Origin of the sequence: Pseudomonas sp. SJZ080 (assembly GCF_007828295.1) — a bacterium.
Taxonomy (GTDB): domain Bacteria; phylum Pseudomonadota; class Gammaproteobacteria; order Pseudomonadales; family Pseudomonadaceae; genus Aquipseudomonas; species Aquipseudomonas migulae_A.
In genome coordinates this window covers 66,736-92,375 of sequence record NZ_VIUK01000021.1, presented here as the reverse complement: position 1 = coordinate 92,375, position 25,640 = coordinate 66,736, and the positions used below count along the sequence as shown (strand labels likewise).

At 59.5% G+C, this 25,640-nt stretch carries 29 protein-coding genes; 27 read left to right on the top strand and 2 right to left on the bottom strand.

Going from position 1 to position 25,640, the window contains the following annotated elements; translation table 11 throughout:
- The first annotated feature begins 101 nt into the window (after nt 1–101).
- From FBY04_RS24035 to rpoS, 8 genes are all read left to right on the top strand, one after another.
- Nucleotides 102–1,214 (top strand): S-(hydroxymethyl)glutathione dehydrogenase/class III alcohol dehydrogenase, encoded by a 1,113-nt coding sequence (locus tag FBY04_RS24035; protein ID WP_145317358.1) that lies wholly within the window; start codon nt 102–104, stop codon nt 1,212–1,214.
- Nucleotides 1,215–1,222: 8 nt separating this feature from the next.
- Nucleotides 1,223–2,068 carry an S-formylglutathione hydrolase gene (gene fghA / locus FBY04_RS24030; RefSeq protein WP_084322291.1) on the top strand — a complete coding sequence of 282 codons (846 nt, stop codon included), beginning with the start codon at nt 1,223–1,225 and terminating at the stop codon, nt 2,066–2,068.
- A 43-nt stretch (nt 2,069–2,111) separates the two neighbouring features.
- Nucleotides 2,112–2,585 (top strand): 2-C-methyl-D-erythritol 2,4-cyclodiphosphate synthase, encoded by a 474-nt coding sequence (ispF, locus tag FBY04_RS24025; protein ID WP_084322292.1) that lies wholly within the window; start codon nt 2,112–2,114, stop codon nt 2,583–2,585.
- Nucleotides 2,582–3,640 carry a tRNA pseudouridine(13) synthase TruD gene (gene truD / locus FBY04_RS24020; protein ID WP_084322293.1) on the top strand — a complete coding sequence of 353 codons (1,059 nt, stop codon included), beginning with the start codon at nt 2,582–2,584 and terminating at the stop codon, nt 3,638–3,640. The genes ispF and truD overlap by 4 nt, the downstream gene beginning before the upstream one ends.
- The gene (gene surE, locus FBY04_RS24015; protein ID WP_145317355.1) at nt 3,628–4,377 is read left to right on the top strand and encodes a 5'/3'-nucleotidase SurE; all 750 of its coding nucleotides are present in this window, start codon (nt 3,628–3,630) and stop codon (nt 4,375–4,377) included. The genes truD and surE overlap by 13 nt, the downstream gene beginning before the upstream one ends.
- 38 nt (nt 4,378–4,415) lie before the next feature.
- Nucleotides 4,416–5,051, top strand: coding sequence for a protein-L-isoaspartate(D-aspartate) O-methyltransferase (locus tag FBY04_RS24010; protein WP_174602683.1), 636 nt, complete (start codon nt 4,416–4,418; stop codon nt 5,049–5,051).
- Nucleotides 5,052–5,253: 202 nt separating this feature from the next.
- Nucleotides 5,254–6,111: a peptidoglycan DD-metalloendopeptidase family protein gene (locus FBY04_RS24005; RefSeq protein ID WP_145317352.1), complete on the top strand. Its 858-nt coding sequence runs from the start codon at nt 5,254–5,256 to the stop codon at nt 6,109–6,111.
- Between the two features lie 105 nt (nt 6,112–6,216).
- Nucleotides 6,217–7,224 (top strand): RNA polymerase sigma factor RpoS, encoded by a 1,008-nt coding sequence (rpoS, locus tag FBY04_RS24000; RefSeq protein WP_084322296.1) that lies wholly within the window; start codon nt 6,217–6,219, stop codon nt 7,222–7,224.
- Nucleotides 7,225–7,975: 751 nt separating this feature from the next.
- Here the strand turns inward: rpoS and fdxA are convergent.
- On the bottom strand, nt 7,976–8,299 hold the full coding sequence (gene fdxA / locus FBY04_RS23995; RefSeq protein WP_007908827.1) for a ferredoxin FdxA: 324 nt from the start codon (nt 8,297–8,299) through the stop codon (nt 7,976–7,978).
- 142 nt (nt 8,300–8,441) lie between these two features.
- A complete protein-coding gene (gene mutS, locus FBY04_RS23990) occupies nt 8,442–11,021 on the bottom strand; it encodes a DNA mismatch repair protein MutS (RefSeq protein WP_145317349.1) in 2,580 nt (859 codons plus the stop codon).
- A gap of 199 nt (nt 11,022–11,220) precedes the next feature.
- Between mutS and FBY04_RS23985 the strand changes: the two genes are divergently transcribed.
- The 19 genes from FBY04_RS23985 (at nt 11,221) to FBY04_RS23885 (ending at nt 25,606) form a co-directional block, all read left to right on the top strand.
- Complete coding sequence (locus FBY04_RS23985) at nt 11,221–11,955, top strand: XRE family transcriptional regulator (protein ID WP_084322326.1); 735 nt, start codon at nt 11,221–11,223, stop codon at nt 11,953–11,955.
- Between the two features lie 494 nt (nt 11,956–12,449).
- Complete coding sequence (locus tag FBY04_RS23980) at nt 12,450–12,635, top strand: Com family DNA-binding transcriptional regulator (RefSeq protein ID WP_084322298.1); 186 nt, start codon at nt 12,450–12,452, stop codon at nt 12,633–12,635.
- 9 nt (nt 12,636–12,644) lie between these two features.
- A complete protein-coding gene (locus tag FBY04_RS23975; protein ID WP_084322299.1) occupies nt 12,645–13,514 on the top strand; it encodes a putidacin L1 family lectin-like bacteriocin in 870 nt (289 codons plus the stop codon).
- Nucleotides 13,515–13,610: 96 nt separating this feature from the next.
- Entirely contained in the window at nt 13,611–13,958 is a 348-nt protein-coding gene (locus tag FBY04_RS23970) for a phage holin family protein (RefSeq protein WP_084322300.1), read from the top strand.
- A gap of 87 nt (nt 13,959–14,045) precedes the next feature.
- Nucleotides 14,046–14,570, top strand: a complete 525-nt coding sequence (locus FBY04_RS23965) for a hypothetical protein (protein ID WP_145317346.1) — start codon at nt 14,046–14,048, stop codon at nt 14,568–14,570.
- 3 nt (nt 14,571–14,573) lie between these two features.
- Nucleotides 14,574–15,185 carry a phage baseplate assembly protein V gene (locus FBY04_RS23960; protein WP_084322302.1) on the top strand — a complete coding sequence of 204 codons (612 nt, stop codon included), beginning with the start codon at nt 14,574–14,576 and terminating at the stop codon, nt 15,183–15,185.
- A gap of 10 nt (nt 15,186–15,195) precedes the next feature.
- Nucleotides 15,196–15,528, top strand: a complete 333-nt coding sequence (locus FBY04_RS23955) for a phage baseplate protein (RefSeq protein WP_084322303.1) — start codon at nt 15,196–15,198, stop codon at nt 15,526–15,528.
- Nucleotides 15,525–16,520 (top strand): baseplate J/gp47 family protein, encoded by a 996-nt coding sequence (locus FBY04_RS23950; protein ID WP_145317343.1) that lies wholly within the window; start codon nt 15,525–15,527, stop codon nt 16,518–16,520. The genes FBY04_RS23955 and FBY04_RS23950 overlap by 4 nt, the downstream gene beginning before the upstream one ends.
- Entirely contained in the window at nt 16,517–17,152 is a 636-nt protein-coding gene (locus tag FBY04_RS23945; protein ID WP_145317340.1) for a phage tail protein I, read from the top strand. The genes FBY04_RS23950 and FBY04_RS23945 overlap by 4 nt, the downstream gene beginning before the upstream one ends.
- The gene (locus tag FBY04_RS23940; RefSeq protein ID WP_256667143.1) at nt 17,153–19,225 is read left to right on the top strand and encodes a phage tail protein; all 2,073 of its coding nucleotides are present in this window, start codon (nt 17,153–17,155) and stop codon (nt 19,223–19,225) included. It begins immediately after the preceding gene.
- Nucleotides 19,226–19,227: 2 nt separating this feature from the next.
- A complete protein-coding gene (locus tag FBY04_RS23930) occupies nt 19,228–19,641 on the top strand; it encodes a phage tail assembly chaperone (protein WP_256667142.1) in 414 nt (137 codons plus the stop codon).
- Nucleotides 19,642–19,744: 103 nt separating this feature from the next.
- Nucleotides 19,745–19,954, top strand: a complete 210-nt coding sequence (locus FBY04_RS23925) for a hypothetical protein (RefSeq protein WP_145317333.1) — start codon at nt 19,745–19,747, stop codon at nt 19,952–19,954.
- 2 nt (nt 19,955–19,956) lie between these two features.
- Entirely contained in the window at nt 19,957–21,123 is a 1,167-nt protein-coding gene (locus FBY04_RS23920; RefSeq protein ID WP_145317329.1) for a phage tail protein, read from the top strand.
- Nucleotides 21,123–21,629: a phage major tail tube protein gene (locus FBY04_RS23915; RefSeq protein ID WP_084322310.1), complete on the top strand. Its 507-nt coding sequence runs from the start codon at nt 21,123–21,125 to the stop codon at nt 21,627–21,629. Before FBY04_RS23920 ends, FBY04_RS23915 begins: the two co-directional genes overlap by 1 nt.
- 162 nt (nt 21,630–21,791) lie before the next feature.
- Entirely contained in the window at nt 21,792–22,376 is a 585-nt protein-coding gene (locus FBY04_RS23905) for a phage tail assembly protein (RefSeq protein ID WP_145317326.1), read from the top strand.
- Between the two features lie 128 nt (nt 22,377–22,504).
- Nucleotides 22,505–23,992 carry a hypothetical protein gene (locus FBY04_RS23900; RefSeq protein ID WP_145317323.1) on the top strand — a complete coding sequence of 496 codons (1,488 nt, stop codon included), beginning with the start codon at nt 22,505–22,507 and terminating at the stop codon, nt 23,990–23,992.
- A complete protein-coding gene (locus FBY04_RS23895; RefSeq protein WP_145317320.1) occupies nt 23,992–24,375 on the top strand; it encodes a phage tail protein in 384 nt (127 codons plus the stop codon). Before FBY04_RS23900 ends, FBY04_RS23895 begins: the two co-directional genes overlap by 1 nt.
- Nucleotides 24,368–24,580 carry a tail protein X gene (locus FBY04_RS23890; RefSeq protein ID WP_145317316.1) on the top strand — a complete coding sequence of 71 codons (213 nt, stop codon included), beginning with the start codon at nt 24,368–24,370 and terminating at the stop codon, nt 24,578–24,580. Before FBY04_RS23895 ends, FBY04_RS23890 begins: the two co-directional genes overlap by 8 nt.
- Before the next feature lie 9 nt (nt 24,581–24,589).
- Complete coding sequence (locus FBY04_RS23885; RefSeq protein WP_145317313.1) at nt 24,590–25,606, top strand: phage late control D family protein; 1,017 nt, start codon at nt 24,590–24,592, stop codon at nt 25,604–25,606.
- The last annotated feature ends 34 nt before the right edge of the window (nt 25,607–25,640 follow it).

Here is a 25,640-nt window from a genome sequence, read left to right as displayed (position 1 = left end):
TTATCCCTGTGTGGCAATAATGTTTTGCTTTCGTCTTGATTATTCATCGTCGGGCGCCGTATTACACTTCCTGTCTCGTTTTTATGCACTGGAGAATCCACATGATCAAGTCGCGCGCTGCCGTTGCCTTCGAGGCCAAGAAACCCCTCGAGATCGTTGAAGTCGATGTCGCCATGCCCAAGGCCGGTGAAGTTTTGTTGCGTGTAGTTGCCTCAGGTGTCTGCCATACCGATGCGTACACGCTGTCGGGCGCTGATCCGGAAGGCATCTTTCCGTCGATCCTCGGTCACGAAGGTGGCGCGGTGGTTGAAGCCATCGGTGAGGGCGTGACCTCAGTGGCGGTCGGCGATCACGTCATCCCGCTGTACACCCCGGAATGCCGCCAGTGCAAATTCTGCCTGTCGGGCAAGACCAACCTGTGTCAGGCGATTCGCGCCACTCAAGGCAAAGGCCTGATGCCGGATGGCACTACGCGTTTTTCCTACAAGGGCCAGCCAATTTTCCACTACATGGGCACCTCGACGTTTTCCGAGTACACCGTGTTGCCGGAAATCTCCGTCGCCAAAATCCAGAAAGAAGCGCCACTGGAAAAAGTTTGCCTGCTGGGCTGTGGTGTCACCACCGGCATCGGTGCCGTGCTGAATACTGCCAAGGTGAAACCGGGTGATACCGTGGCGATTTTCGGTCTTGGCGGTATTGGTCTGTCAGCGATCATCGGTGCGGTCAAAGCCAAGGCTGGGCGGATCATTGCCATCGACATCAACCCGGCCAAGTTCGAGATCGCCAGGCAGCTCGGTGCAACCGACTGCGTAAACCCGAAAGATTTCGACCGCCCGATTCAGGAAGTTATCGTTGACATGACCGATGGCGGCGTCGACTTTTCCTTCGAGTGCATCGGCAACGTGCAATTGATGCGTGCCGCACTTGAATGCTGCCACAAGGGGTGGGGCGAGTCGGTGATCATCGGCGTGGCTGGCGCTGGTCAGGAAATCTCCACCCGCCCATTCCAGTTGGTGACGGGGCGCGTCTGGCGCGGTTCGGCGTTCGGCGGTGTGCGTGGTCGCACCGAATTGCCAAGCTATGTCGAAATGGCCGAAACCGGCGAAATCCCGTTGGACACGTTCATCACTCACACCATGGGCCTAGAAGATATCAACAAGGCTTTCGACCTGATGCATGAAGGAAAAAGCATCCGTTCCGTCATCCATTTCTGAGGTCCGCCATGAGCCTGGAAAATATCTCCTGCCAGAAAAGCTTCGGCGGCTGGCACAAACGCTACCGGCACCGCTCCGAGGTGCTCGGTTGCGACATGGTGTTTGCCGTGTACTTGCCTCCGCAAGCGGAGCAGGGCGGCAAACTGCCGGTGCTGTACTGGTTGTCCGGGCTGACCTGCACCGACGAGAACTTCATGCACAAGGCCGGCGCCCTGCGCATGGCCGCGGAGCTCGGGCTGATCATCGTCGCACCGGATACCAGTCCTCGCGGTCCGGATGTGCCGGGTGACCCGGATGGCGCCTGGGACTTCGGTCTCGGCGCCGGGTTTTATCTGAATGCCACGCAGGAACCTTGGTCCCGCCACTATCGGATGCATGACTATGTCGTGCAGGAATTACCGACATTGGTCGAGGCTCATTTCCCTGCATCGGACAAGCGCGGCATCAGTGGTCATTCCATGGGCGGTCACGGCGCGCTGGTCTGCGCATTGCGCAATCCGGGGCGCTATCAGTCGGTGTCGGCGTTCTCGCCAATCAACAACCCGATGGACTGCCCTTGGGGTCAGAAAGCCTTTTCCCGTTACCTGGGAGAGGACCGTTCGAAATGGCGCGAATGGGATGCCTGCGCGTTGATTGCCGAGGCCGACGAGAAGCTGCCGCTGTTGGTTGACCAAGGTGATCGTGATGATTTTCTCGCCACGCAGCTCAAGCCTGAAGCCTTGCAACAAGCGACCAAACTGGCCGGACATCCGCTGACGTTGCGCCTGCAGCCGGGCTACGACCACAGCTATTTCTTCATCGCCAGCTTCATTGATGAACACTTGCAGCATCACGCACGCGCCCTAGGCGTCTAATGCAGGTAGAATCACGCCCTGACAAAAATCGGGGCGTTTTTTTATGCGTATTGGCCACGGCTATGATGTGCACCGTTTCGCTGAAGGCGATTTCATTACTCTGGGCGGCGTGCGCATTGCACACGGCTTCGGGCTGCTCGCTCACTCCGACGGTGACGTCCTGCTGCACGCCTTGAGCGATGCCTTGCTCGGCGCTGCTGCGCTGGGTGATATCGGCAAGCACTTCCCGGACACCGACCCGAAATTCAAGGGCGCCGACAGCCGTGTGCTGTTGCGTCACGTCGTCGCACTGGTCCACGCCAAGGGCTGGAAAGTCGGCAACGTCGATAACACCATCGTCGCCCAGGCGCCGAAAATGGCCCCGCATATCGAATCGATGCGCGCGCTGATTGCCGCGGATCTTCAAGTTGAGTTGGATCAAGTGAACGTGAAAGCTACCACCACCGAAAAACTCGGCTTTGTCGGTCGCGAAGAAGGTATCGCCGTGCATTCCGTTGCCTTGTTGCTGCGCGCATGAACGAACTGCAATTGCTCGGCCCGCGTGCCTACGGTGAAGCCCTCGGCACCGCAGTGTTGAAAGCCACGGCGGAAGATTTCCAGGTCGATGAAGTGCTCAACATCCCGCTCAGTGGCGATGGCGAACATCTGTGGATCTGGGTGGAAAAGCGCGGACTGAATACCGAAGAAGCGGCACGGCGAATTGCCAAGGCAGCGGGTGTGCCATTGCGCACCGTCAGCTACGCCGGCCTCAAGGATCGTCAGGCGCTTACCCGCCAGTGGTTCAGCGTGCAACTGCCGGGCAAGGCCGACCCTGATTTGTCGGCGGCGGAAAACGATACGCTGAAAATCCTCAAGACCGGTCGACATAAACGCAAGCTGCAACGCGGTGCCCATTCGGCCAACGGTTTCACCTTGCGCCTGACACAGTTCGCGGGCGACAAAGCGGCCATCGAAGCGCGCCTGCAACTGATCGCCAAACAAGGTATCCCCAATTATTTCGGCGCCCAGCGGTTCGGGTTCGACGGCGGCAATGTGGTCGACGCCCGAGCCTGGGCGGCGCGCAAGGCTTTGCCGGAGCAACGCAACGTTCGTTCGCGGTTGCTCTCCACCGCGCGCAGTTTTCTGTTCAACCAGGTATTGGCGGCGCGTGTGGCTGATGGTACCTGGCAGCAGGCGCAGGTCGGTGATCTGCTGGCGTTCACCGACAGCCGAAGCTTCTTTCCGGCCGGTGAGGCCGAGTGCAGCGACCCGCGACTGGCGATTCTCGACCTGCACCCGACCGGCCCGCAGTGGGGAGAAGGTGACTCGCCGGCGACGGGCGCTGTCCATGAACTGGAGCAGGCAATCGCCGCGCGCGAAGCGGATCTGCGTGATTGGTTGATTAACGCCGGTATGAGCCACGAACGTCGCATCCTGCGACTGCCCATTGGTGGGTTGACGTGGCATTATCCCGAGCCTGACATTCTGCAACTGGAATTCGTCCTGCCGGCCGGATGCTTCGCCACCGTATTGGTGCGTGAACTCGTCGATCTGGTGCCGGTGGGGCAGACGGACAGCCCATGCGTATTCTGATTTCTAACGACGATGGGGTAACCGCACCCGGTCTCGCCGCGCTTTATGCTGCGCTGGCGGATTACACCGAATGCGTGGTTATCGCCCCGGACCAGGACAAAAGCGGCGCCAGCAGTTCGCTGACGCTCGACCGTCCGTTGCACCCGCAAACCCTGACCAACGGCTTTATCAGCCTTAATGGCACACCGACCGATTGCGTGCACCTGGGTCTCAACGGCTTGCTGGAGCTCGAACCGGACATGGTGGTTTCCGGTATTAACCTGGGCGCGAACCTGGGCGACGATGTGTTGTATTCCGGCACCGTGGCAGCGGCCCTCGAAGGACGTTTCCTGGCGCGTCCTTCGTTTGCCTTTTCGTTTGTCTCACGGCAAGTCGAGAACCTTCCCACAGCCGCTTACTATGCGCGCAAACTGGTGGAGGCCCACGCCGACCTTGACCTGCCACCGCGCACGGTATTGAACGTGAACATTCCCAATTTGCCGCTGGACCACATCCGCGGAATCCAGCTCACTCGCCTCGGTCATCGCGCTCGCGCAGCGGCACCGATGAAAGTGGTCGACCCGCGTGGCAAGGCCGGTTACTGGATCGCTGCGGCGGGCGATGCCGAAGACGGCGGTCCGGGCACCGATTTCCATGCGGTGATGCAAGGCTATGTGTCCATCACGCCACTGCAACTGGATCGCACCTTCAATGATGCCTTCCGAAGCCTTGATGGCTGGCTGGAGGGATTGCGCTAATGGCTCGTGAACAAGACCCGATGCATCGCGGTATCGGGATGACCTCGCAACGCACCCGCGAGCGTCTGATCCAGCGATTGTATGAGGAGGGCATTTCCAACGCCAAGGTGCTGGAAGTGATTCGCCGTACGCCGCGACACCTGTTCGTCGACGAGGCGCTGGCGCACCGTGCCTATGAAGACACGGCGCTGCCGATCGGCAACAACCAGACGATCTCCCAGCCTTACATGGTGGCCCGCATGAGCGAGCTGCTGCTGGAGGCGGGGCCGCTGGACAAGGTGATGGAAATCGGCACGGGTTCGGGTTATCAGACCGCGATCCTGTCGCAATTGGTCGAGCGGGTTTTTTCCGTCGAGCGCATCAAGGTTTTGCAGGACCGGGCCAAGGAACGTCTGGTCGACCTCAACCTACGCAACGTGGTCTTCCGCTGGGGCGATGGCTGGGAAGGCTGGCCGGCGCTGGCACCGTACAACGGCATCATCGTGACGGCGGTGGCGACCGATGTGCCCCAGGCATTGCTCGACCAGTTGGCCCCTGGAGGGCGACTGGTGATACCGGTCGGGTCGGGTGAGGTTCAACAGTTGATGCTGATCATCCGTGAAGAGCACGGGTTTTCCAGGCGTGTTCTGGGGGCGGTGCGTTTCGTTCCATTGCTCAACGGGCCACTGGCCTGAGCATTTGTTTCGTCCCGGTGAATTCTCTTCGATTGCCCCTGTCTTACAGCGGCGTCGATCAGTTAAACGGGATTCATCGTCAGGTAGCAAACGTGTGCTTCGCTTCATTAAAGGTAAAGCCTGCACCGCCCGTTATACTTGCGACACTTCATGCCGGGAACACGGCAATTCAATATTTCAGCCACCACAAAGGGAGCGGCGGGTGAGTCTCACAGTCATTGCGCAGCGAATGGGTATAACGAGCTTTCAGCGCCTGGTGACTGGCCTTGTCTTGAGTACCTTGCTGGTCGGTTGTTCCAGCACCAAATCGAGCGACGTGCGCGTCGTCGATCGCAACAACGCCGTCGCCCAGCGTCCGGCAGTGACCACGGGTCAGTACATGGTTCGACCTAAAGACACGATGTTCTCGATCGCTTTTCGCTACGGCTGGGACTACAAAGCCCTCGCGGCGCGCAACAACATTCCTGCGCCCTACACGATACATCCGGGTCAGACGATTCGCTTTGACGGTCGCACCGGTTCAACGCCGACGGCGGTGGTCAGCCCGGCCAATTCGGCGCCTTCATCGTCGAGTAAAACCACGGTAATCCGGCGCCAGCCAAATGGCGCAACTACGACGACAACGGTGGTAGCACCGTCCGTCGCCAACAAGCCAGCGCCTGCTCCGATGCCTCCTGCAGGCCCGGCCCCGACCGGCTGGGGGTGGCCTTCTAATGGCATTCTTATTGGAAAATTCTCTTCAAACGGTAGTTTGAATAAAGGAATTGATATCGCCGGAGATTTGGGACAGCCTGTTTTAGCTGCGTCTGATGGGACGGTGGTATACGCCGGGAGTGGCTTAAGGGGCTACGGCGAATTAGTCATCATCAAACACAGCGATACCTACGTCAGTGCCTACGGTCACAACCGCAGGCTGTTGGTTCGGGAGGGGCAGCAGGTCAAGGTCGGACAGACAATTGCCGAAATGGGGTCAACGGGTACAGACCGGGTGAAACTGCATTTTGAGATTCGCCGACAAGGTAAACCTGTAGATCCGCTGCAGTTCCTGCCACGTCGTTGATTTGTTACCAGCCTGTTCCGTCACGTAGAGGGAACAGGCTCCAGCGTTGCCAAGGATAGAGGCGCCGCTTGAGCTTGAGGTCGAACTCACCAAAGGACTATAACAATGGCTCTCAGTAAAGAAGTGCCGGAGTTTGACATCGACGATGAGGTTCTCCTGATGGAGGCCGGTATCGATACGGATTCGATGTCGAATGATGAAGGGGCTGCTCCACCTTCCGTTCGTGCCAAATCCAAACACTCCGCTTCGTTAAAGCAACACAAGTACATTGACTACACGCGTGCACTCGATGCGACGCAGCTGTACCTCAATGAAATTGGCTTTTCCCCTCTGCTGTCCCCCGAAGAAGAAGTTCACTTTGCACGCTTGTCGCAAAGTGGCGATCCGGCCGGGCGCAAACGCATGATTGAAAGCAACCTGCGGCTGGTGGTGAAAATCGCCCGACGCTATGTCAATCGTGGCTTGTCGCTGCTGGACCTGATCGAAGAGGGCAACCTCGGGCTGATTCGGGCGGTAGAGAAGTTCGACCCCGAACGTGGCTTCCGTTTTTCGACCTACGCAACCTGGTGGATTCGTCAAACCATCGAGCGTGCGATCATGAATCAGACCCGGACCATCCGGTTGCCGATCCATGTGGTCAAAGAACTCAACGTGTACCTGAGGGCTGCACGGGAGCTGACGCAAAAACTCGATCACGAACCCTCACCCGAAGAAATCGCCAACCTGCTGGAAAAACCGGTGGGGGAGGTCAAGCGCATGCTCGGCTTGAACGAGCGGGTTTCTTCGGTCGACGTCTCGCTGGGTCCGGATTCGGATAAAACCCTGCTGGATACCCTTACCGACGACCGTCCAACCGATCCGTGCGAACTGCTGCAGGATGACGACCTGTCTCAGAGCATCGATCAATGGCTCTCGGAACTGACCGACAAGCAGCGCGAGGTGGTGATACGCCGCTTCGGTCTGCGCGGTCATGAGAGCAGCACGCTGGAAGATGTAGGTCTGGAAATCGGCCTGACCCGTGAGCGCGTCAGACAGATCCAGGTTGAAGGCCTGAAGCGGCTGCGGGAGATTCTGGAGAAAAATGGTCTGTCCAGCGAGTCGCTGTTTCAATAAGAAAATCGCTTGAGCCGCAAGTAAAAAGCCCCGACTGGTTCGGGGCTTTTTGTTGTCCCTGTAGGAGCCGGCTTGCTGGCGATCCAGACCCCGCGGTTAACCAGATAATCCGCGTGATCGTTCATCGCCAGCAAGCCGGCTCCTACAGGGGGGGACCTCAGGTTTGTAGTTTCGCGTTGTAAGTCTTTGCTTACTCTTTCGTAAGTGTTCGTTATTTTTACACCTTGGCAGACGACTATTGTTTGTCTGATCTTGCTTTATCTTACTGATATTTATAGATATTTATAAAAGTTAAGCGCATATGACAGCCGGTTTTTGCCTGGGAAGGCGATTGCGCTTGCCCGGGAACTCTCTAGTATTCAGGTTGTGTCGACGGACAGACACGCCCTTCAAGGATGAGGGGAAAGGACATTGCAGGACGCGATTCATCAGGACGATGAAAAGGAACACAGGGAATAGGGAAAAAATGTGGGCGGGTCAAACCGCCCCTTTTTTTTGCCTTTTTTTTGGTTGGGATGCCGCTTCATTTTCAGCGTGGGTACGGTCTCTTGTAGGAGCCGGCTTGCTGGCGAAGATCGTTAACGATAACACGTGATGTCTGAATCAACGCGGCGTATTTGAGTCCATCGCCAGCAAGCCGGCTCCTACGGGTTTTGCGTTATCCGTGTTTCCAGGGGGCTATGAAGAACCTTTTCCGCCTGTAGAAAAGCAAAAAGGCCCGCAAGGGGCCTTTTCGGGAACGCGGGGCAAATCAGCGTTCGAGGTCTTTGATCTTGCCTTTGACGCCATCCCACTCTTCGGCATCGGGCAGCGATTCTTTCTTCTCGGTGATGTTTGGCCAGATTTCGGCCAACTCAACGTTCAGCTGAATGAATTCCTGCATCTCTTCCGGGACCTCATCTTCAGAGAAGATGGCCACGGCAGGGCATTCTGGTTCACACAGTGCGCAGTCGATGCACTCATCCGGGTGAATCACCAGGAAGTTCGGGCCTTCGTAAAAGCAGTCCACCGGACAGACTTCTACGCAGTCGGTGTACTTGCACTTGATGCAGTTGTCGGTGACGACGAAGGTCATTTCTAATTTTCTCCTCAGGCGGCGGCAGCGGAGCCCCTTCACGTTGGGGTCGCCAGGTTTGGGAGCGATAGTCTGCAGACCAGGCTATTAGCCTGCAGCATCCCAAACCGCGCGAGATTCTAACAGCTTGCAGGCAAGTGCGTTAGATCCGTGTCTTTAGTGTATAGAGCATTTCTAGCGCGCGACGCGGCGTCAAGTCATCCAGATCCAGTTTGGCCAGTTCATCGAGCACCGGATGCGGCAGGCTGGCGAACATGTCGCTCTGCTGTGGCGCGGCCGGTTTGCCTTTGGCTACCTTGGGCACTTCATGGGGCAGCGCGGTGGCTTCCAGTCGACCCAGGTGCTCGCGAGCACGCACGATCACTTCGCTCGGTACGCCGGCCAGTTGCGCCACGGCCAGGCCGTAGCTCTGGCTGGCAGGCCCGGGCAGCACGTGGTGCAGGAACACGATGCGTTCGTTGTGCTCGGTGGCGTTGAGGTGCACGTTGGCCACCAGCGGTTGCGCTTCCGGCAACACCGTCAACTCGAAGTAGTGGGTGGCGAACAGCGTGTAGGCTCGCAGGTGCGCCAGGCGTTCGGCCGCGGCCCACGCCAGGGACAAGCCGTCGAAGGTGCTGGTGCCGCGACCGACTTCGTCCATCAGCACCAGGCTACGCTCGGTGGCGTTGTGCAAAATGTTGGCGGTTTCGCTCATTTCGACCATGAAGGTCGAGCGCCCACCGGCCAGGTCATCGCTGGAACCGATCCGGGTGAAGATCCGGTCCACCAGCGACAATTCGCAACTGGCCGCCGGTACGAAACTGCCGATGTGCGCCAGCAACACGATCAATGCGGTCTGACGCATGTAGGTGGATTTACCGCCCATGTTCGGACCGGTGATCACCAGCATGCGAGTACTGTCGTCGAGGCTCAGGTCATTGGCCACGAACGGCGTGGTCAGCACTTGCTCGACCACCGGGTGACGACCCTGGCTGATACGCATGCACGGCTCATCGACGAAGCGCGGGCAGTTCAGGTCGAGGTTCAGCGCGCGTTCGGCAAGGTTGCTCAGCACATCCAGTTCGGCCAGTGCCGCGGCGGTGTCCTGCAGCGGTGGCAACTGGGCGATCAGGTCTTCGAGCAGCGCTTCGTAAAGCATCTTTTCGCGAGCCAGGGCGCGGCTCTTGGCCGACAGTGCCTTGTCTTCGAATGCTTTGAGTTCCGGCGTGATAAAACGCTCGGCGCCTTTCAGGGTCTGGCGGCGGATGTAGTCGGCCGGCGCTGATTCGGCCTGCTTGCTCGGCAGCTCGATAAAGTAACCGTGAATGCGGTTGTACCCGACTTTCAGGTGCGACAGACCGGTGCGGGCCTTTTCGCGTGCTTCCAGATCGATCAGGAACTGCCCGGCGTTTTCGCTCAGCGATTGCAACTCGTCGAGTTCGCTGTCGTAACCGGTTTTCAACACGCCGCCATCGCGGATCACCGCAGGCGGGTTGTCGATGATGGCTTTTTCCAGCAGTGCCGCCAGTTCCGGGTAGGTGCTGGTGGTCTTGGCCAGTTGAATGATGTGCGGCGCTTCGAGCTCGGTCATCGCCACTTGCAGCTCAGGCAGAGCACCAAGCGCATCGCGCAGACGAGCGAGGTCGCGAGGACGGGCATTACGCAAACCGATTCGCGCGAGAATCCGCTCGATGTCACCGATTTCCTTGAGCTGCGGTTGCAGCTTTTCGAAGCGGTAGCCGTCGAGCAGGCACGTGATCGAGGTCTGACGCGCGAGCAAAACCTTCAGGTCGCGCAACGGCCGGTTCAGCCAGCGGGTCAGCAGACGACTGCCCATCGCGGTCTGGCAACGATCGACCACCGATTGCAGCGTGTTGTCGCGACCGCCGGCCAGGTTGGTGTCCAGTTCCAGGTTGCGACGGCTCGCGCCATCCAGCACCACGGTGTCGTCCAGACGCTCATGGCGCAGGCTGCGCAAATGGGGCAGGGCGGTGCGTTGGGTTTCCTTGGCGTAGCTGAGCAGGCAACCGGCGGCGCCGATGGCGAGGGTCAGGTTCTCGCATCCGAAACCTTTCAGGTCCTGGGTCGAGAATTGCTGGCAGAGACTTTTCAGCGCCGAGTCGCGCTCGAAATCCCACGGCGCACGACGACGAACCCCGCGGCGTTTCTCCGCCGGCAAATCTTTCGGCCAGTCATCCGGGATCATCAGCTCCACCGGATTGACCCGCTCCAGTTCCGCCAGCAGGTTTTCCCAGCCCTTGATCTCCAGCACGGTGAAGTTGCCGCTGGTGATGTCCAGCACCGCCAGCCCGAACAGACGCTCGTCACCCAGCACCGCCGCGATCAGGTTATCCCGACGCTCATCCAGCAGCGCTTCATCGCTGACCGTGCCCGGCGTGATGATCCGCACCACCTGACGATCCACCGGCCCCTTGCTGGTCGCCGGATCGCCGACCTGCTCACAGATCACCACGGACTCGCCGAGCTTGACCAGTTTCGCCAGGTAACCTTCCGCGGCGTGGTAAGGAATCCCGCACATCGGAATTGCCTGACCGGCCGATTGCCCACGGGCGGTCAGGGTGATGTCCAGCAACTTGGCGGCCTTCTTCGCGTCTTCATAGAAGATCTCGTAGAAGTCACCCATGCGATAGAACATCAGCTGGTCGGGGTGCTGGTTCTTCAGGCGCCAGTACTGCTGCATCATTGGCGTGTGAGAGGACAGATCGGTGAGTGCTTTATTCATCGGATATCAGGCAAATTCGTTGAAAGGTGTAGGGCAAAGGAGGGACATCGGCCCGGCTTTTCCGCGATGGGCGCAAGGTTAACATGGGCGGTCCACCCGACGCAGGCATGAAAGCCGCGGGATACATTTCTGCAGCTTATGCACGAATTATGCAAAACAGCATTTGTCATCGGAAAAAAGATCAAGCACTATGCGCGTTATGCAAAAACGCAATGTTTCTACCGTATTAAGAGCGCTGCTCGATCAGCACGGGATCTCCCCCACGGAGCTTCACCGTCGCACCGGCGTGCCTCAATCCACTCTCTCGCGAATCCTCAGCGGGAAGATCGTCGATCCTTCGGACAAACACATCTCGAAGATCGCCGAGTACTTTGCCGTGAGCACTGACCAGTTGCGAGGCCGTGCGGATGTCGCGCCCGCCGTCAATTCCGGTCGCGATGAATTGCATTCCGAACTCAAGGACATAAGCCTGTGGGATGACGATACGCCCGTCGATGACGACGAGGTGTCGGTCCCCTTTCTTCGCGAGGTTGAATTGGCTGCTGGATCAGGAAGATTCGTCATCGAAGAAAGCGAGCGCTCTAGCCTGCGCTTCGGCAAACGCAGCTTGCGCCACAACGGTGTGCAGTTCGACCAGGCCAAATGCGTGACAGTGCGTGGCAACAGCATGTTGCCGGTACTGCGCGACGGCGCCACGGTGGGCGTCAATGCCGGCAAATGCGGGATCGGCGATATCGTCGACGGCGACCTGTATGCGATCAACCACAATGGTCAACTGCGGGTTAAACAGCTTTATCGTTTGCCGACGGGGATTCGCCTGCGCAGCTTCAATCGCGATGAGCATCCGGACGAGGACTACACCTTCCAGGAAATCCAGGAAGAACAAATCGTCATCCTCGGTCACGTCTTCTGGTGGGGCATGTACGCCCGTTAACCTCACCGCTGTCAGATAAAACCCGCCTCTGCGCGGGTTTTTTTTCGCCTGCTGAAAACCGCCAACGCCTTTGTCTGTGGGGCTTTCATGCGCCAGTGCATTTTCAGTGCATAAATAAGTACATTTATGCATTGACTGTATATGCATCCATGCATATTCTTTGTCTCAAGCCGCTCAACAAAGCAGCTCGAAACGAAGCTCTTTAGTTCCACCACAAAGGCAGCGATGAACCGGCCTCAACGGTTCAGAGGGTTGGCAACTGACCCGGGTGTGCAGCGTAAAGCACCAGAAGCAGTTATCCGGCGGGCAGGGACCGCGGTCGGAAAAACAATCTGAATGGACCCGTACCGCGCCAGTAGCGCCGAAAGGTCAACGCGAAGGATCGCATTACTGAAAAGCCCGGTTAGCGCCGGGCTTTTTGGAATGCCTACCTCGACCGAGGTCTGTCGACCTCGACGACAACAAGGATTCGACAGAAGCCAGGAGGCATCGCGATGTTGAAAGATTGCAGATGTGGGCAGTGCAAAAGACTTCTCGCCCGAGTGGGTGAGTACACCGAGCTCCAGATCAAATGTTCCCGCTGCGGAACATTGAATCACGTGAAGGCCGCGAGCCATGAGCGATCGCCGTTGAGCGACATGAACGCGCAATCCTGCGCACAAAACCATTCGACTCAATAGGTGACAAAAATGGCAGGACCACTAGGACCACCCCGTATCCAGTTCACAAACAATGGCAGCCCGGTGTTGCCGCCGCGCAACTCGATGAGCCCGGGGCAGTATCTCGAATCGCCGAGCAAGCGGTTCAAACTGCTGCTGCAACCGGACATGAACCTGGCGCTCTACGATAATGGCGCACTGGCCTGGGTAGCTGACGGTAACGCTTACACGAACACACTGAATCCTGTAGCAGCGGTGCCCAACTGTTTCTACGTGTATTACAGCGGTGTTCTTGTAGACCACACCCGTAACCGTTGCTGGACCACGGTCAATACAACGGCAATGGACAGTGTAGAGGCAGCCGCCAATCGCACTTATCTTCAGGTGCAGGACGATGGCAACATCGTGATCATCGACTCGCAGACGCTCTGGAATGGCACTCCGTCGATTCCTGTCGTGACGGGCAGTGCCGCAGTGATATTCCCTGGGCCATCGGAGTTGGTCAGAGGACAGCCTTACTTTGCCGGTGACGGCGCCATCATCTTCCAGGGCGATGGCAACGTTGTGAACTACGGCCCGAACTGGAGTGTTCGCTGGGCCAGTTACACGCAGAACAAAGGCGCGGTGAAGGCAGTGTTCCAGGCGGACGGCAACTTCGTTGTTTATGCAGCGAATGACGTTCCGCTGTGGAACTCGGGAACCGGTGGCCGTCCGGGAGCTTCTTTGCGCCTTCAACCCAATGGCAGCCTGGCGGTCGTCCAGGATGTGCCTGTCTGGGCGCGTTTCGGCTATACGCCAACCATTCGCGCCCGAAAAATCTATTATCCGGACACCACAAGTCCCGAGCATAACGGTACTGCACCGTATCCAACTTACGGTCATATCGGTTGGGAGTTTTAAGGGTAGAGCCAAGGACTCCCTGCCAGGTGGCAGGGCGTCTTTTTATTGCGCAGGACTTTTTCATTTTTGGGCCATTCACCCCCCAGGAGGCGTGACATGACAAACGAGCAACAAGCGTTGCTGGACATGCCGATCTGGCTGGTCATCGTGCTCGCCTTGATGGGCGGGGTGTCTGGCGAAATGTGGCGCGCCGATAAGGAGGGCGCCCGTGGCTGGTCATTGCTGCGGCGTCTGGCCTTGCGTTCCGGGGCCTGCATGATCTGTGGGGTCTCGGCCATCATGCTGCTGTACGCCGCCGGCATGTCGATCTGGGCGGCCGGCGCGTTCGGTTGCCTCACGGCGATGGCCGGCGCCGATGTCGCCATCGGCCTTTACGAACGCTGGGCGGCCAAGCGGATCGGCGTGTGCGAAGTGCCGCCGCGTGATTCTCGTCCGGATCAATAACACCAACCCCTTTGCCGTTCTGGCAACGCCGACACGCTGCATCCCTCGCGCAGCGGAACGCTTCAATATTTCAACTGGAAGCCCCTTATGTCCCCCGACATCGATAAGCCGTCGCGGCTGTTGTTTGCCATTGCCGAAGCGCTGCGTTCGGCTGGCCTGGGTTTGAAGGTCGGAGGTCGTCAGGACTTCGACGGCACGTTCGATCAGGCGTGGGTCCTGATCGCCATCGAACGCAATGCACCCGGCGAGCGCGCCCATGACGGGCGGATCGCCCATGTTTTGACGCTCTCGCTGCAAGTCATTGTGTCGCCGACGCTGGACGACCCCGGGGTGGCCGCTTGCGATCTGGCCGCCGTACTCAAGGGATGGGTGACGGATAAGCGATGGGGTTTGTCGGGTAGCCAGTGCGACCTGCCCATGAACATTGATGCCTTGCCGTCGACGCTCATCAGCGGTTCGCAGGAGTACCTCGCCTGGACCCTCTCCTTTACCCAGACGATTTACCTCGGCGCATTGCTGCTGGAGGACCCGCTGGGCATCCCGAAATTCGCCAAAACCTGGGAGGTCTCGAACATCGACGACCCGGACCAATACACCGCACTCGAGGGCTGAGCCATGTTCGATGCGCTTTTACGTCAGCAACTCGGCCCGATCATTGAGCGCCTGGCCGAGATGGAGGCTGAACTTGAAGACTTGCACCGGCGAACCGACAGCCTGTGTCGTATCGGCGTGTGCCAGGAAGTCGATGCGGCCACTAACACGTGCCGGGTCAGACACGGTGAATTGCTGTCCCCGGCGATCCGCTTTTTCAACCCCAGCGCCGGGGCGCAACGCGAGTCGCGGATCCCCTCGGTCGGCGAGCAATGCCTGTTGCTCAACCATGGCGGCGGCGAGGGCAGCGCTCAATCCGTGGCGTTGTTCGGGCTTAACGGCAATCAGTTTCCCCCCGCCTCGACACAGGCCTCGCTGACGCGTCGCCTCTATCTGGACGGTACTGAAAGCGGTTACGACGACGCCCGTCACGCCTTGCACTGGAAGAACGGCCCGGCTGCGTTCACTGGCTCTCGCGAAGCGCTCGAGTTGAATCTCGGCCCGGCGAGCCTTGCGATCACGCCTGAGGCCATCGAACTGCAACTGGGCGCGGTCGGCTTGCGACTCGACGCTTCCGGTGTGCACCTGAGCGGCCCGGTGGTGGACCACCAGGGACGCGTCATCAGTACCGCATAAAGAGTTTCCCATGATCGGAATCGATAGAAACACCGGGGCGGCGGTCGACGACTGGCCGCAGTTTGTGCAGCGCGCGACCCGGGCGCTGACCACGCCGTTGGGCACACGTCAGAAGCGTCCTTTGTATGGCTCGATGATCCCGGACCTGCTGGGTCGCAACCTCGGCGACGACCTGCTGATCCTTGCCCAGAGCCATGCGGCGCAGGCGTTTTACAACGAGCAGAACGGCATCAGTGATTTCCAGCCGCAGGCCATTGTCGCCGGCCGGCGAGGCGCCGGGCTGGTGTTGCGATTCGCCGGCACCTGGAAAAACCGCAGCCAGACCTTCGAGGTGGTGACATGAGCATGTTGATCCCTGGCCAGAACCAGTTGGCCGAACCGTCGATCGTCACCGTCGAAGCGTTCGAGGATTTGCTCGCCGAGTTCAAGACATTTGTCGTCGAGTACGTCGGCGCCCGGTCTCCCGAGACGGCGGTGAAGCTCAAGGCCAGTCTTGAAAACGAAAGCGAGTTGCTGACCCTGGCCCTTGAGGCGTTTTGTGTGCGCCTGCAAATCCACGAACGAAAATACAACGCCCGCATCATGCAGATGCTGGCCTGGTGGGCGACCGGCAGCAATCTGGATGCCCGCCTCGCCGACATGGGGCTTGAGCGTCAACTGCTCGACCCGGGCGATCCGGCGGCATTCCCGCCGATTGCCCCCGTGTACGAGAGCGACGATGACGCCCGGTTGCGTTACTACCTGGCGCCGCATGCACCGGCCGCCGGTTCGCGCATGCAGTATCGCCGCGAGGTGTTCACCCTGGGCGAGCGTCCTGTGGTGAAGGTGGAAACGGCGGCGCCGGGGGAGGTGACGGTCACGTACACCTTCGATCCGGACGGCCATGCCGCACAGGTCAAGGACGGCAACGGGCGTCGCACGGCGCCCGGTGAGGTGATGGTCACGGTGCTTGCAAGGGAAGGCGATGGCACCGCGTCCGAAGAGCTGCTCGACGGTGTGCGCCAGCACTTCGCCCGGCCTGACGTCCGACCGGAAACGGATCGGGTCACGGTGCAGGGCGCTCACATCAAGAACTACAAAATCCGCGTCGTCGCGAGGATCAACGCCGGTCCGGATTCGGGGCTGACCAAAGTGGCCGCGCAACAGCAACTGCAAGCGTATGCCCAGAGTTGTCATCGCCTGGAAGGGCGGGTCGACCCGAGCTGGATCGATTACACGCTGCACAGCGCCGGCGCGGTTCAACTCGAGATTCTCGAACCGGTCGCGCCGATTGTGACGACCGCCTTCGAAGCGCCGTACTGCACGGGTGTCGAGGTCGAGGTGCTCACGCTATGAGTGACCAGACACCTCGTTCGAGCCTGTTGCCGTCCAACAGCTCGCCGCTGGAAAAAGCGCTGGATCTCGGTTTCGGCGCATTGCTTGATCGCATCACGCCGCCATTTCCCGAGCTGATGAACCCGAAGGCGACGCCGTGGGCGTTTCTGCCGTATCTCGCCGCGGATCGCGGTGTCAGCGAATGGAGCTCCGAGGCGGCCGAGGCGGAAAAGCGCCTGACGGTTGAATTCGCCTGGCCTACGGCGCGGCAGGCCGGGACGCGACAGGCGCTGGAAAACGCCGCGAAAGGATTGCGGTTGATGCCCGAAATCCGGGCCTGGTACGAGCAGACACCACCGGGTCAGCCTTACAGCTTTTCCGTTAGGGCGTTTACCGAGCAGCCCTACAGCGAAGAAATCGACGCACGTCTCGACCGGCGCCTGGCGGACGCCAAAAGCGAACGCGACATCCTGTCGGTGTCCGTGGGTTTGAGCGCATTTGGCAGTCATGTCATCGGCGCGGCGACGGTGTGCGGCGAGCTCACCACGGTGTATCCGATTGTCATCGAAGGGCTCGAAGCCTCGGGTCAGGCCTTTATGGCTGCCGGGCTCTACGCCGTCGAAACATCCACTATTTATCCTCAGGGGGCCTGAATGGCTGACTATTACACCCTGCTCACGAATGCAGGGATTGCCTACGAAACCGCCTGCAAGGCGGCGGGCGTGCCGATCAAGTTGTCGCAGATTTCGGTCGGTGACGGCGGCGGCGCGGTTTACAACCCGGCGGCGACCGCCACCGCGCTCAAACGGGAAGTGTGGCGCGGGCCACTGAATGCGCTGTTCCAGGATGAGAAAAATCCGAGCTGGTTATTGGCCGAAGTGACCATTCCGCCGGAAGAGGGCGGTTGGTATGTGCGTGAGGCGGGGCTCTGGACTGACACCGGGATTTTGTACGCCATCGTCAAATACCCGGAGTCGTTCAAGCCTGTGCTGGCAACGTCGGGCTCGGGGAAAGAGTTTTACATTCGCTCGATTTTCGAGACGAGCAATGCCTCTCTGGTGACGTTGTTGATTGACGACACTGTGGTCAAAGCGTCCCGGGCATGGGTGATGGGGTATCTCGCCGATGAGTTGGCCAAGCTTGATGGCAAGCCGTCGGTTCGCGTGGTTGCCACTGGGAACATCGTATTAAACAGTGCGCAGCAGATTGATGGCGTCGCGGTGGTGTCTGGTCAGCGGGTGCTGGTGGCGGGCCAGGCGACGGCGAAAGACAACGGCATTTACGTTACCGCCAATGGAGACTGGGTGCGCTCGGTCGATTCGAACACCAGCGCCAAAGTGACGCCGGGGCTGACCGTGATGGTCGAGGAGGGCACGGCGAACGGTGATTCGCTTTGGCACCTGGTCACGAATGGTCCGATCACGCTGGGCACTACTGCGCTGAGCTTTGAAATGCTTGCCGGTAGAACGGGGATTCAGGCGGGGACTTACAAGAGTCTGACGGTTGATAAATACGGTCGCGCCATTGCGGGAACCAATCCGGAAACGCTGGCTGGTTTTGGGATCAAGGACACTTATACGAAGCCTGAAATCGAAGCGTTGATTGCACAGGCTTCGGCGTTGCCGGTTGGGGCTGTGGTCGCCTTTCCAAAGACCGCAGTGCCACCGGGCTTCTTAGAAATTGATGGCAGTGTGAAGAGCATTGCGACTTACCCGGATTTGTTCGCGTACCTGGGCACTACCTTCAATACGGGCGGCGAGGGCGCGGGTAATTTCCGTCTGCCTGAGTCGCGTGGTGAGTTTCTGCGCGGCTGGGATCATGGGCGCGGAGTGGATCCGGGGCGCGTGTTGGGTTCCTACCAGGTGGACGAGTTCAAGAAGCACCGCCACCCTCAGTATGAGTACGACACAGGCAATAACACACCGATCCATGATGGCTCTTTCGCCTATGACCTGAATGCAAACACGACGATTGGTTACGACCGCACTGCGCTGATCGGCTACGCCGGCGGGAGCGAAACCCGCCCGCGAAACGTGGCGGTGATGTGGTGCATCAAGGCCTGGAACGCACCGATCAATCAGGGAAACATCGACATCGCAGCGCTGGTCCTTGAAATGCAGCACCAAAGGCCGATGGAGCCCGGTTGGCAGACTTTTTCAGCGCCGGGTGTATCCAACTTCACCGTTCCTCAAGGTACCAAGCCCGACTCTGTTTTCGACGTTGAAGTTTGGGGCGGTGGCGGTGGTGGTGCCGGGGGGTCAAACGGAGCTGCCGCAGGTGGCGGTGGTGGTGGGGGAGGATACTCTTACAAGCGTCTTACAGGGTTGGCTGCCGGAACCGTGATCAAAGTTACGGTCGGGGCTGGTGGAGCGGCTGGGGCTTGGGGGTATCCCGGTGGCACTGGTGGCACAAGCTCATTTGACACCTATTGCAGCGCGACAGGCGGGGGCGCTGGTCAGGTCGTTTCCGGTGGTGGACCAGGCTCACTTGGTGGTCTTGGCGCGGGAGGGGATCTTAATTTTTCAGGCGATTGTGGAGAACCTTCCGAAGTCACGGTTGGCGGTGGCGGCGGCATGGCCGCTCGCGGTGCCGGTGGTGGCCTTAGTGGATGGGCTGCGGCTGGTGGCGCGGGCTTCGCTCCAGGTGGCGGTGGCGGTGGCGGCGATGGGCCAAGTTATGCCGGCGGGGTCGGCGCTGCTGGGATGGTAGTTATTAAATGGAGATGACTATGAAGAGCTTTGCACGCCTTGATGGAGGCCGAGTTGCTGAGCGATTGGATGCTGATGAATTGCCGCCGTTCCATGTGTCGCTGATCTGGGTCGAGTGCGATTCGGCGGTGGCGGTCGGCTGGCTGAATGTTGGCGGGGAATTGGTCGCGCCAACCGCCCCGATCGAGGAGCCGATTGAGTTAGCAGCGGCTGGTCGAGCCTGGCGCGATGGAGCAATTGAAAGCGTTAAATGGATGCGCGAGCGCCATCGGGACGAAGTCGATCTTGGACTAGGCACCAGGTTAAGTGCTGTTCAATTCAGGGAATTGCTTGAGTATCTGCAATCGCTACGCGACTGGCCTCTGGCCGATGGATTTCCTGCACCGGAAAGCCGCCCGGAACCCCCACTCTGGATCGCCGAACAAACCCAATAAACGCCCCGCACCGCCGGGGCGTTTTCTTTCCCGCAATACAACACACACACAACACCCGACAGCCCCTTCCCCAAGGGGCTTTTTCGTTCAAGGAGAAACAGAAATGGCAGAACGCCAAACGTACACCGTGCTCCTCCCATTCCCCACCGGCGGTGGTCACTGGTCGAGCATCGGCCAGGAAATGCACCTGCTCGATGTGGAGGCCAGTGCGTTGCGCAACGCGGGTCGTCTGGAGCTGAAAAAAACCGAGGCTGCCGAGACTGCCTCTACATCCACCGCGGCAAAAAAAGCCGCTGCCAAGAAGGCTGAATAACCATGGCTGAGGTTTTGAACTTCGAGCACAACGGCATTACCGTCAATGCCACCGAATCTCCCGAGGCCATGGGTGGCCTGGGTGACAACGTCATCGGTCTGATCGGCACCGCGCCGAAGGCTGATCCGTTGATTCCACGCAACGCGCCGTTCCGCATCAACAGCTTCACCACCCAGGCGCTGCTCGATCCGACCGGCACCGAGGCGGGCACGCTGTACCACGCGGTCTTCCAGATCCTGAAAGTGGTCAAGGTGCCGGTCTACGTGGTCATCGTCGAAGAGGGAGCGACCCCGGCCGACACCCTGAACAACGTCATCGGCGGTGTCGATCCGCTGACCGGCCGCAAGCTCGGCCTCGCGGCATTGGGCAGCGTGCCTGAAGACCTGACCATCATCGGCGCGCCGGGCTTCACCAGCACCAAAGCCGTGGCCGGTGAGTTCGCGTCTTTCGGCAAGCGCATCAAGGCCCGTGTGGTGCTCGACGGCAAGGATGCCGCGGTCGCCGATCAGGTGACGTACAGCCAGGAACTGGGCGGCGCGGAACTGGGTTTCGACCGCTGCCTGCTGGTGCACAACATGCCGTCGGTGTACTCCAAGGCGGCCAAGAAAAACGTGTTCCTGTCGCCGTCGAGCCTGGCCATCGCAGCACTGGCCAAGGTCAGGCAATGGGAAAGCCCGGGCAATCAGGTGACCTTTGCCGAGGACGTTTCGCGGGTCGTGGAATACAACATCCTCGACACCTCCACTGAGGGCGATCTGCTCAACCGCTACGGCATCAGCTACTACGCCCGCACCATCCTCGGCGGCTTCTCGCTGCTGGGTAACCGCTCCATCACCGGCAAGTTCATCAGCTACGTCGGCCTCGAAGATGCGATCAGCCGCAAGCTGGTCAAGGCCGGCCAGAAAGCCATGGCCAAGAACCTCACCAAGTCGTTCATGGACCAGGAGGTCAAGCGCATCAACGATTGGCTGCAAACCCTGGTCGCCGACGAAACCATTCCCGGCGGCAGCGTGTACCTGCACCCGGAATTGAACAGCGTCGAGAAGTACAAGAACGGCACCTGGTACGTGGTCATCGACTACGGCCGCTACGCGCCGAACGAACACATGGTTTATCAACTCAATGCCCGCGATGAAATCATCGAGCAGTTCCTGGAGGACGTTCTCTAATGTTTACCAACCGCGTAAGACAGGCCATCGCGGCCACCCTGCAAGGCCTGCCGTTGTCGGCGACGGTGGAAGAGTTCACCCCGCCGAAGATTGAGTTCGAGATGGAGAACATGGTCGGCGGGCGCTTCATCGGCGAGGAAATGGCCAAGAGCGGCAAAGCCCTCACCGCCACGCTCAAGCTGCAAGGCGTGGGCGCAGAAGTCATGCTCGCCCTGGGCGTGAAACTGGGCGACGACATTTTGCTGAACGTCCGTGAGGCCGGTCAGGATCAGGATGGCAACACCTGGTTCACCTACCACACCGTCGGCGGCAAGCTGAAGTCCCTGGCTGAGACGGCGCTCAAAATGAATGACAAACCGACCACCACGCTTGAGCTGTCCTGCCGCACCTACAACCGCCTGGAAAACGGCATCCCGGTGATCGACATCGACGTGCGCACGCAGAAGTTCGTGCTCAACGGCATCGACATTCTCGGCGACGCCCGTCGCGCGGTGTTGATCCCTTAATTCGCTCGGCGAGCACCGAACTCATGTGGGAGCGGGCTTGCTCGCGAACGCGGATTGATAGTCAAAGTAAAGGTCGACTGACACTCCGCCTTCGCGAGCAAGCCCGCTCCCACAAGGTGCAATGCGTAACGCCTTCTCATGATTCACCAAGGAATTCATTTCATGTCCTGGACACCTCCTGTTCACGCCTTGTTGTCGCCGATCACCGCCGACGATCAGTCGTCGATCGAGCAGATTCAGCTCAAACCGTTGTACTACGCCGCACAGAAAGAAGCCCTGGCCCGTGCCGGCGATGATGAGGACGATCAGTTCTTCGAACTGGCGCTGCTGGCCACCGGACTGTCGGTCAAGGAACTCGATCAACTCAAACGCCCGGACTACGTGAGCATCGCGCAGTACGTGCATGACATGTCGACCTTGCCGACGTCGCATTTCCTTGAGCATGCGGACGAGGGTGAACAACCGTCGGCCGATCCCGACGAAGTGAGCTTGCTGCAACCGCTCGCCGTGGCGGGTCGAACCCTGACCACGCTGACCCTGGAAATGCCGGTGCTGCGTGCGACCAAGGCGATGAAAAAGCTCAAGACCGCCAAGGAGCGCGCCGAATTCATCACGGCCCATTGCACCGGCCTGATGCTGCCCGATCTGGCCAGTTTGACCGTGCCTGACTGGACACAGCTTCAGGTACGCATCGACGATTTTTTAAACAAACCGGCGGCCTTCTTTCGGAGCGCGACATCGAAGTAATCCTCGATGTGGTGCCGCTCATTTACCCGATAAGTGAAGCGGACATTCTGGAATGGGACGTCGGCAAGGCCTTGCGCCGCTACGACATTGCGATCACTCGCCTTGGCGTGAAACAGGAGTAGAGGGGGATGGCGGACGATAAATATTCGCTCAAGAACACAGCCATCAGTGATGACTGGCTGAAGTTTCGCGAGGTGGGCCTGAGCAGTGCCGTGTCATCGCTGGTGACGGGGGAGGGCGCAGAGGATCTGGCGCCCGGTTTCAGCCAGGTGCTGGCCACACTGAGTCTCAAAATCAGTCTGCTGACCACGGCACTGGAATCGTTGAACCTGACGTTTTCCTCGCCGCGCTCGTTGATGCCGGCAACAGGTTCCAGCCCAAGGACGGCGTTGGCCAGCGGGCAAAACAACGTGGGCGAAACGGGTGGTGCCATTGAGAGGGCGACGCTGCTCAAGTCGGTCGGCGTGAAGAGCGTTGGTGAGGCTGATCGATCACCCGAGCGTCGGCGCGAGACGGTGATGGAGTCAAACCAGAGCGTCGCCAGTGTCCCGCTGATGGCTGCCGCAATCTCTGCGTCGGCGTTCAGAACGCCGGCCATGATGGAGGCAGAGAAGCAGGTCGACTGGCGGATACCTTTGAAGCTCGACAGTCTCGAGGTAATTGATCAGCCGCAGATCATCAATCGCCCTGGGAAAATATCCGGCGAGCCACAGTCGAACATCGACAGCGTTCGCGACAATCATTTACCCGTGGCCACCGGCAATACACCGCCCGTGGCGGCAGAAAGCACACCAGCCTCCCTCAGCCCGCGGCTCAGTGGTCTGAAGGACGCTTTCACAACAGTTATGCCGTATTTGGCAGCCCTGTTCACACCCGTATACGAAGAGATGAAAAATCAAATGGCCAAGCGGTTTTTGGGAGCGGCATCTGCCCGGCTTCCAAAACAGTTCGGTCAGGTGTTTTCCGAAGATTTCAGAGATAAGGAACAGGCGAACAAGCCGGACATCAGGACGGGCCCGACCGTGGGTGTCAGTCCACGAGGCTCGCGCGGCGCTTCACGTCTGATGGCGATGGGGGCCTCGATGCGTTCGCTGACCCGCCGTGCACCCGGACCATTGAAAGCCGTCGGTGCGGCGATGGACGTCGTCGGCGGCGTAATGACCGGCAATCGTCGCATGCTCGGTGCCGGTCTTGGCGCGGCAGGTGGCGGATGGGCGGGTGCGACCGCCGGTTCTGCGGTGGGCGCCACGTTAGGCAGTGTTGTTCCTGTGATCGGCACCGCCATTGGTGGCGTTCTGGGTGGCCTGATTGGAGGCTGGCTGGGTAGTGAGTCGGGTGCAACACTGGGCGAAAAACTCGCCGCCCCGACAGCAGACCGCCTGGCCTCGCCAGAACAGGTCAACAAAGAACTGACCAGCGCACCGACACAAAACCAGCAAATCAATTACTCACCGTCGATTCAGGTCACCTGCACCGGTGGGGAGAGCTCCGAGCACATCCGGACGATCGTGGCGCAGCAGCTGCAAACGCAGTTCCACGGCGAGTTTGTTCCACTGATGACCACCAACGCCCTCGCCACCCGACGTGGTGCGGCCCTGACTGATGGAGGCAGGTAATGCGCCAGCAAATGATCCTGGGCAGTTTCATTTTCGGCTTGTCCCGCCAATTCGCGTACAGCGGCATCGTGCACACCTCGGACGGTGGCTGGGTGGAGCTGGACATCGTGACGGGCAAGCCGAAATCCAGTCAGACCGGGCAGAAAGTCCAAACAATGAAGATTTCAGGGACTTCGATGTACGCAGTGGCCATGGACCGGCTCAATGAGCTGCGCGCGCTACAGGAACAGCGCAAGCCGGTGCCGTTGGTGGATGGCATCGGACGCAACTGGGGGCTTTGGCGAATCAACACGGTCACGGAGACCCAGAGCGTGGTCATCGATGACGGCACGGCGATGGTCGTCAATTGGGCAGTCGACATATCGGAGTTCATCCATGCGTAGAGTTCGAAGTATGGCCGGTGACTCGGTCAACCTGTTGCTGTACCGAGAACTGGGGCGCTGTGACGATACCGTCGAAGAGGCACTGTGGCGGCTGAACCCCTCGCTGGCGGAACCGGGGCCGGTATTGCCTGCGGGTATCTGGGTAGTCCTGCCGGAAATTGATTCAAAACCCATGGTGACCACGCCGGTTACCGCGTGGGATTAAGGAGGTTCCATGACACTGGGTTTCACGCCAGCGGTACATATTTACGGGGACAACGAGGTCCTGATCAACAAGCGCCTGATCAGTTGGGAGCACATCGATGCCGCCGGTATCGAGTCCGATCAATTGACCTTGACGCTCGATCTGGAAGGGCTCGAAGGGCTGCCGATCCTCGGCGGCAAGATTGGCCTGCAGGTCGGTTACGTGGAGTCCGGTCTGGTGGATAAGGGCCAGTTCACGGTGTCTCGCCTGACGCCGACGTTGTTCCCGCTGCGCTTGACGCTGGTGGCCACTGCGGCACCGTTCAGTGCTGATGATAAGACCGGCTTCCTGCAGCGTCGATCGGCCAGTCATGGGCCGACCACCCTGGGTGCGCTGTTTCGCGAGATCGCTAAGCGGCACGGTTTTTCGCCACGGGTGGCACCCCAACTGGCACTGAAAAAAATCGACCACATCGATCAGTCCAACGAAAGTGACATGGCGTTTTTGACTCGCCTCGCCGGCATATACCAGGCCATCGCCAAACCGATGAATGAGCTGTATGTGCTGGCGCTCCCAAGTCAGACCAAGTCACTGTCGGGCAAGGTGTTGCCCGAGGTGAAACTGTCGGTGACCACCAACAATCGCCCCGGCGATCGCGCCTTCATTTCTGCCACGCTCGATGACACCGCCCGGGCGAAAAACCAGGGCTGCAAGACGAGTTGGTGGGACGCGGCAGCGGGGATGGTGCGGGTGATTGAAACCGGTAGCGCGCCGTTCAAGGTCATCGGTCGGCTCTGCCAGAATGAAACGGAGGCCAGAGACGTCGGTGAGGGAGAAGTACGCAAATTGCTGCGTGAAAAGCTCAAGGTGAAAATCAGTTGCCCGGGCAATCCAGCGCTTTCCGCCGAGGGGGTCCTGTTGCTCGACCCGTCGTGGCCGGACTTCATGCGCGGGTACTGGTCCATCGAAAAGGTCACTGCCACCGGTGACAAATATCAAAGCTATCGCTGTGTGATCGATGCGAAGTGTCCGGACGCCACGCAATAACGCAATCAAATGCACTGGCGCCGGTCTGGCGGAT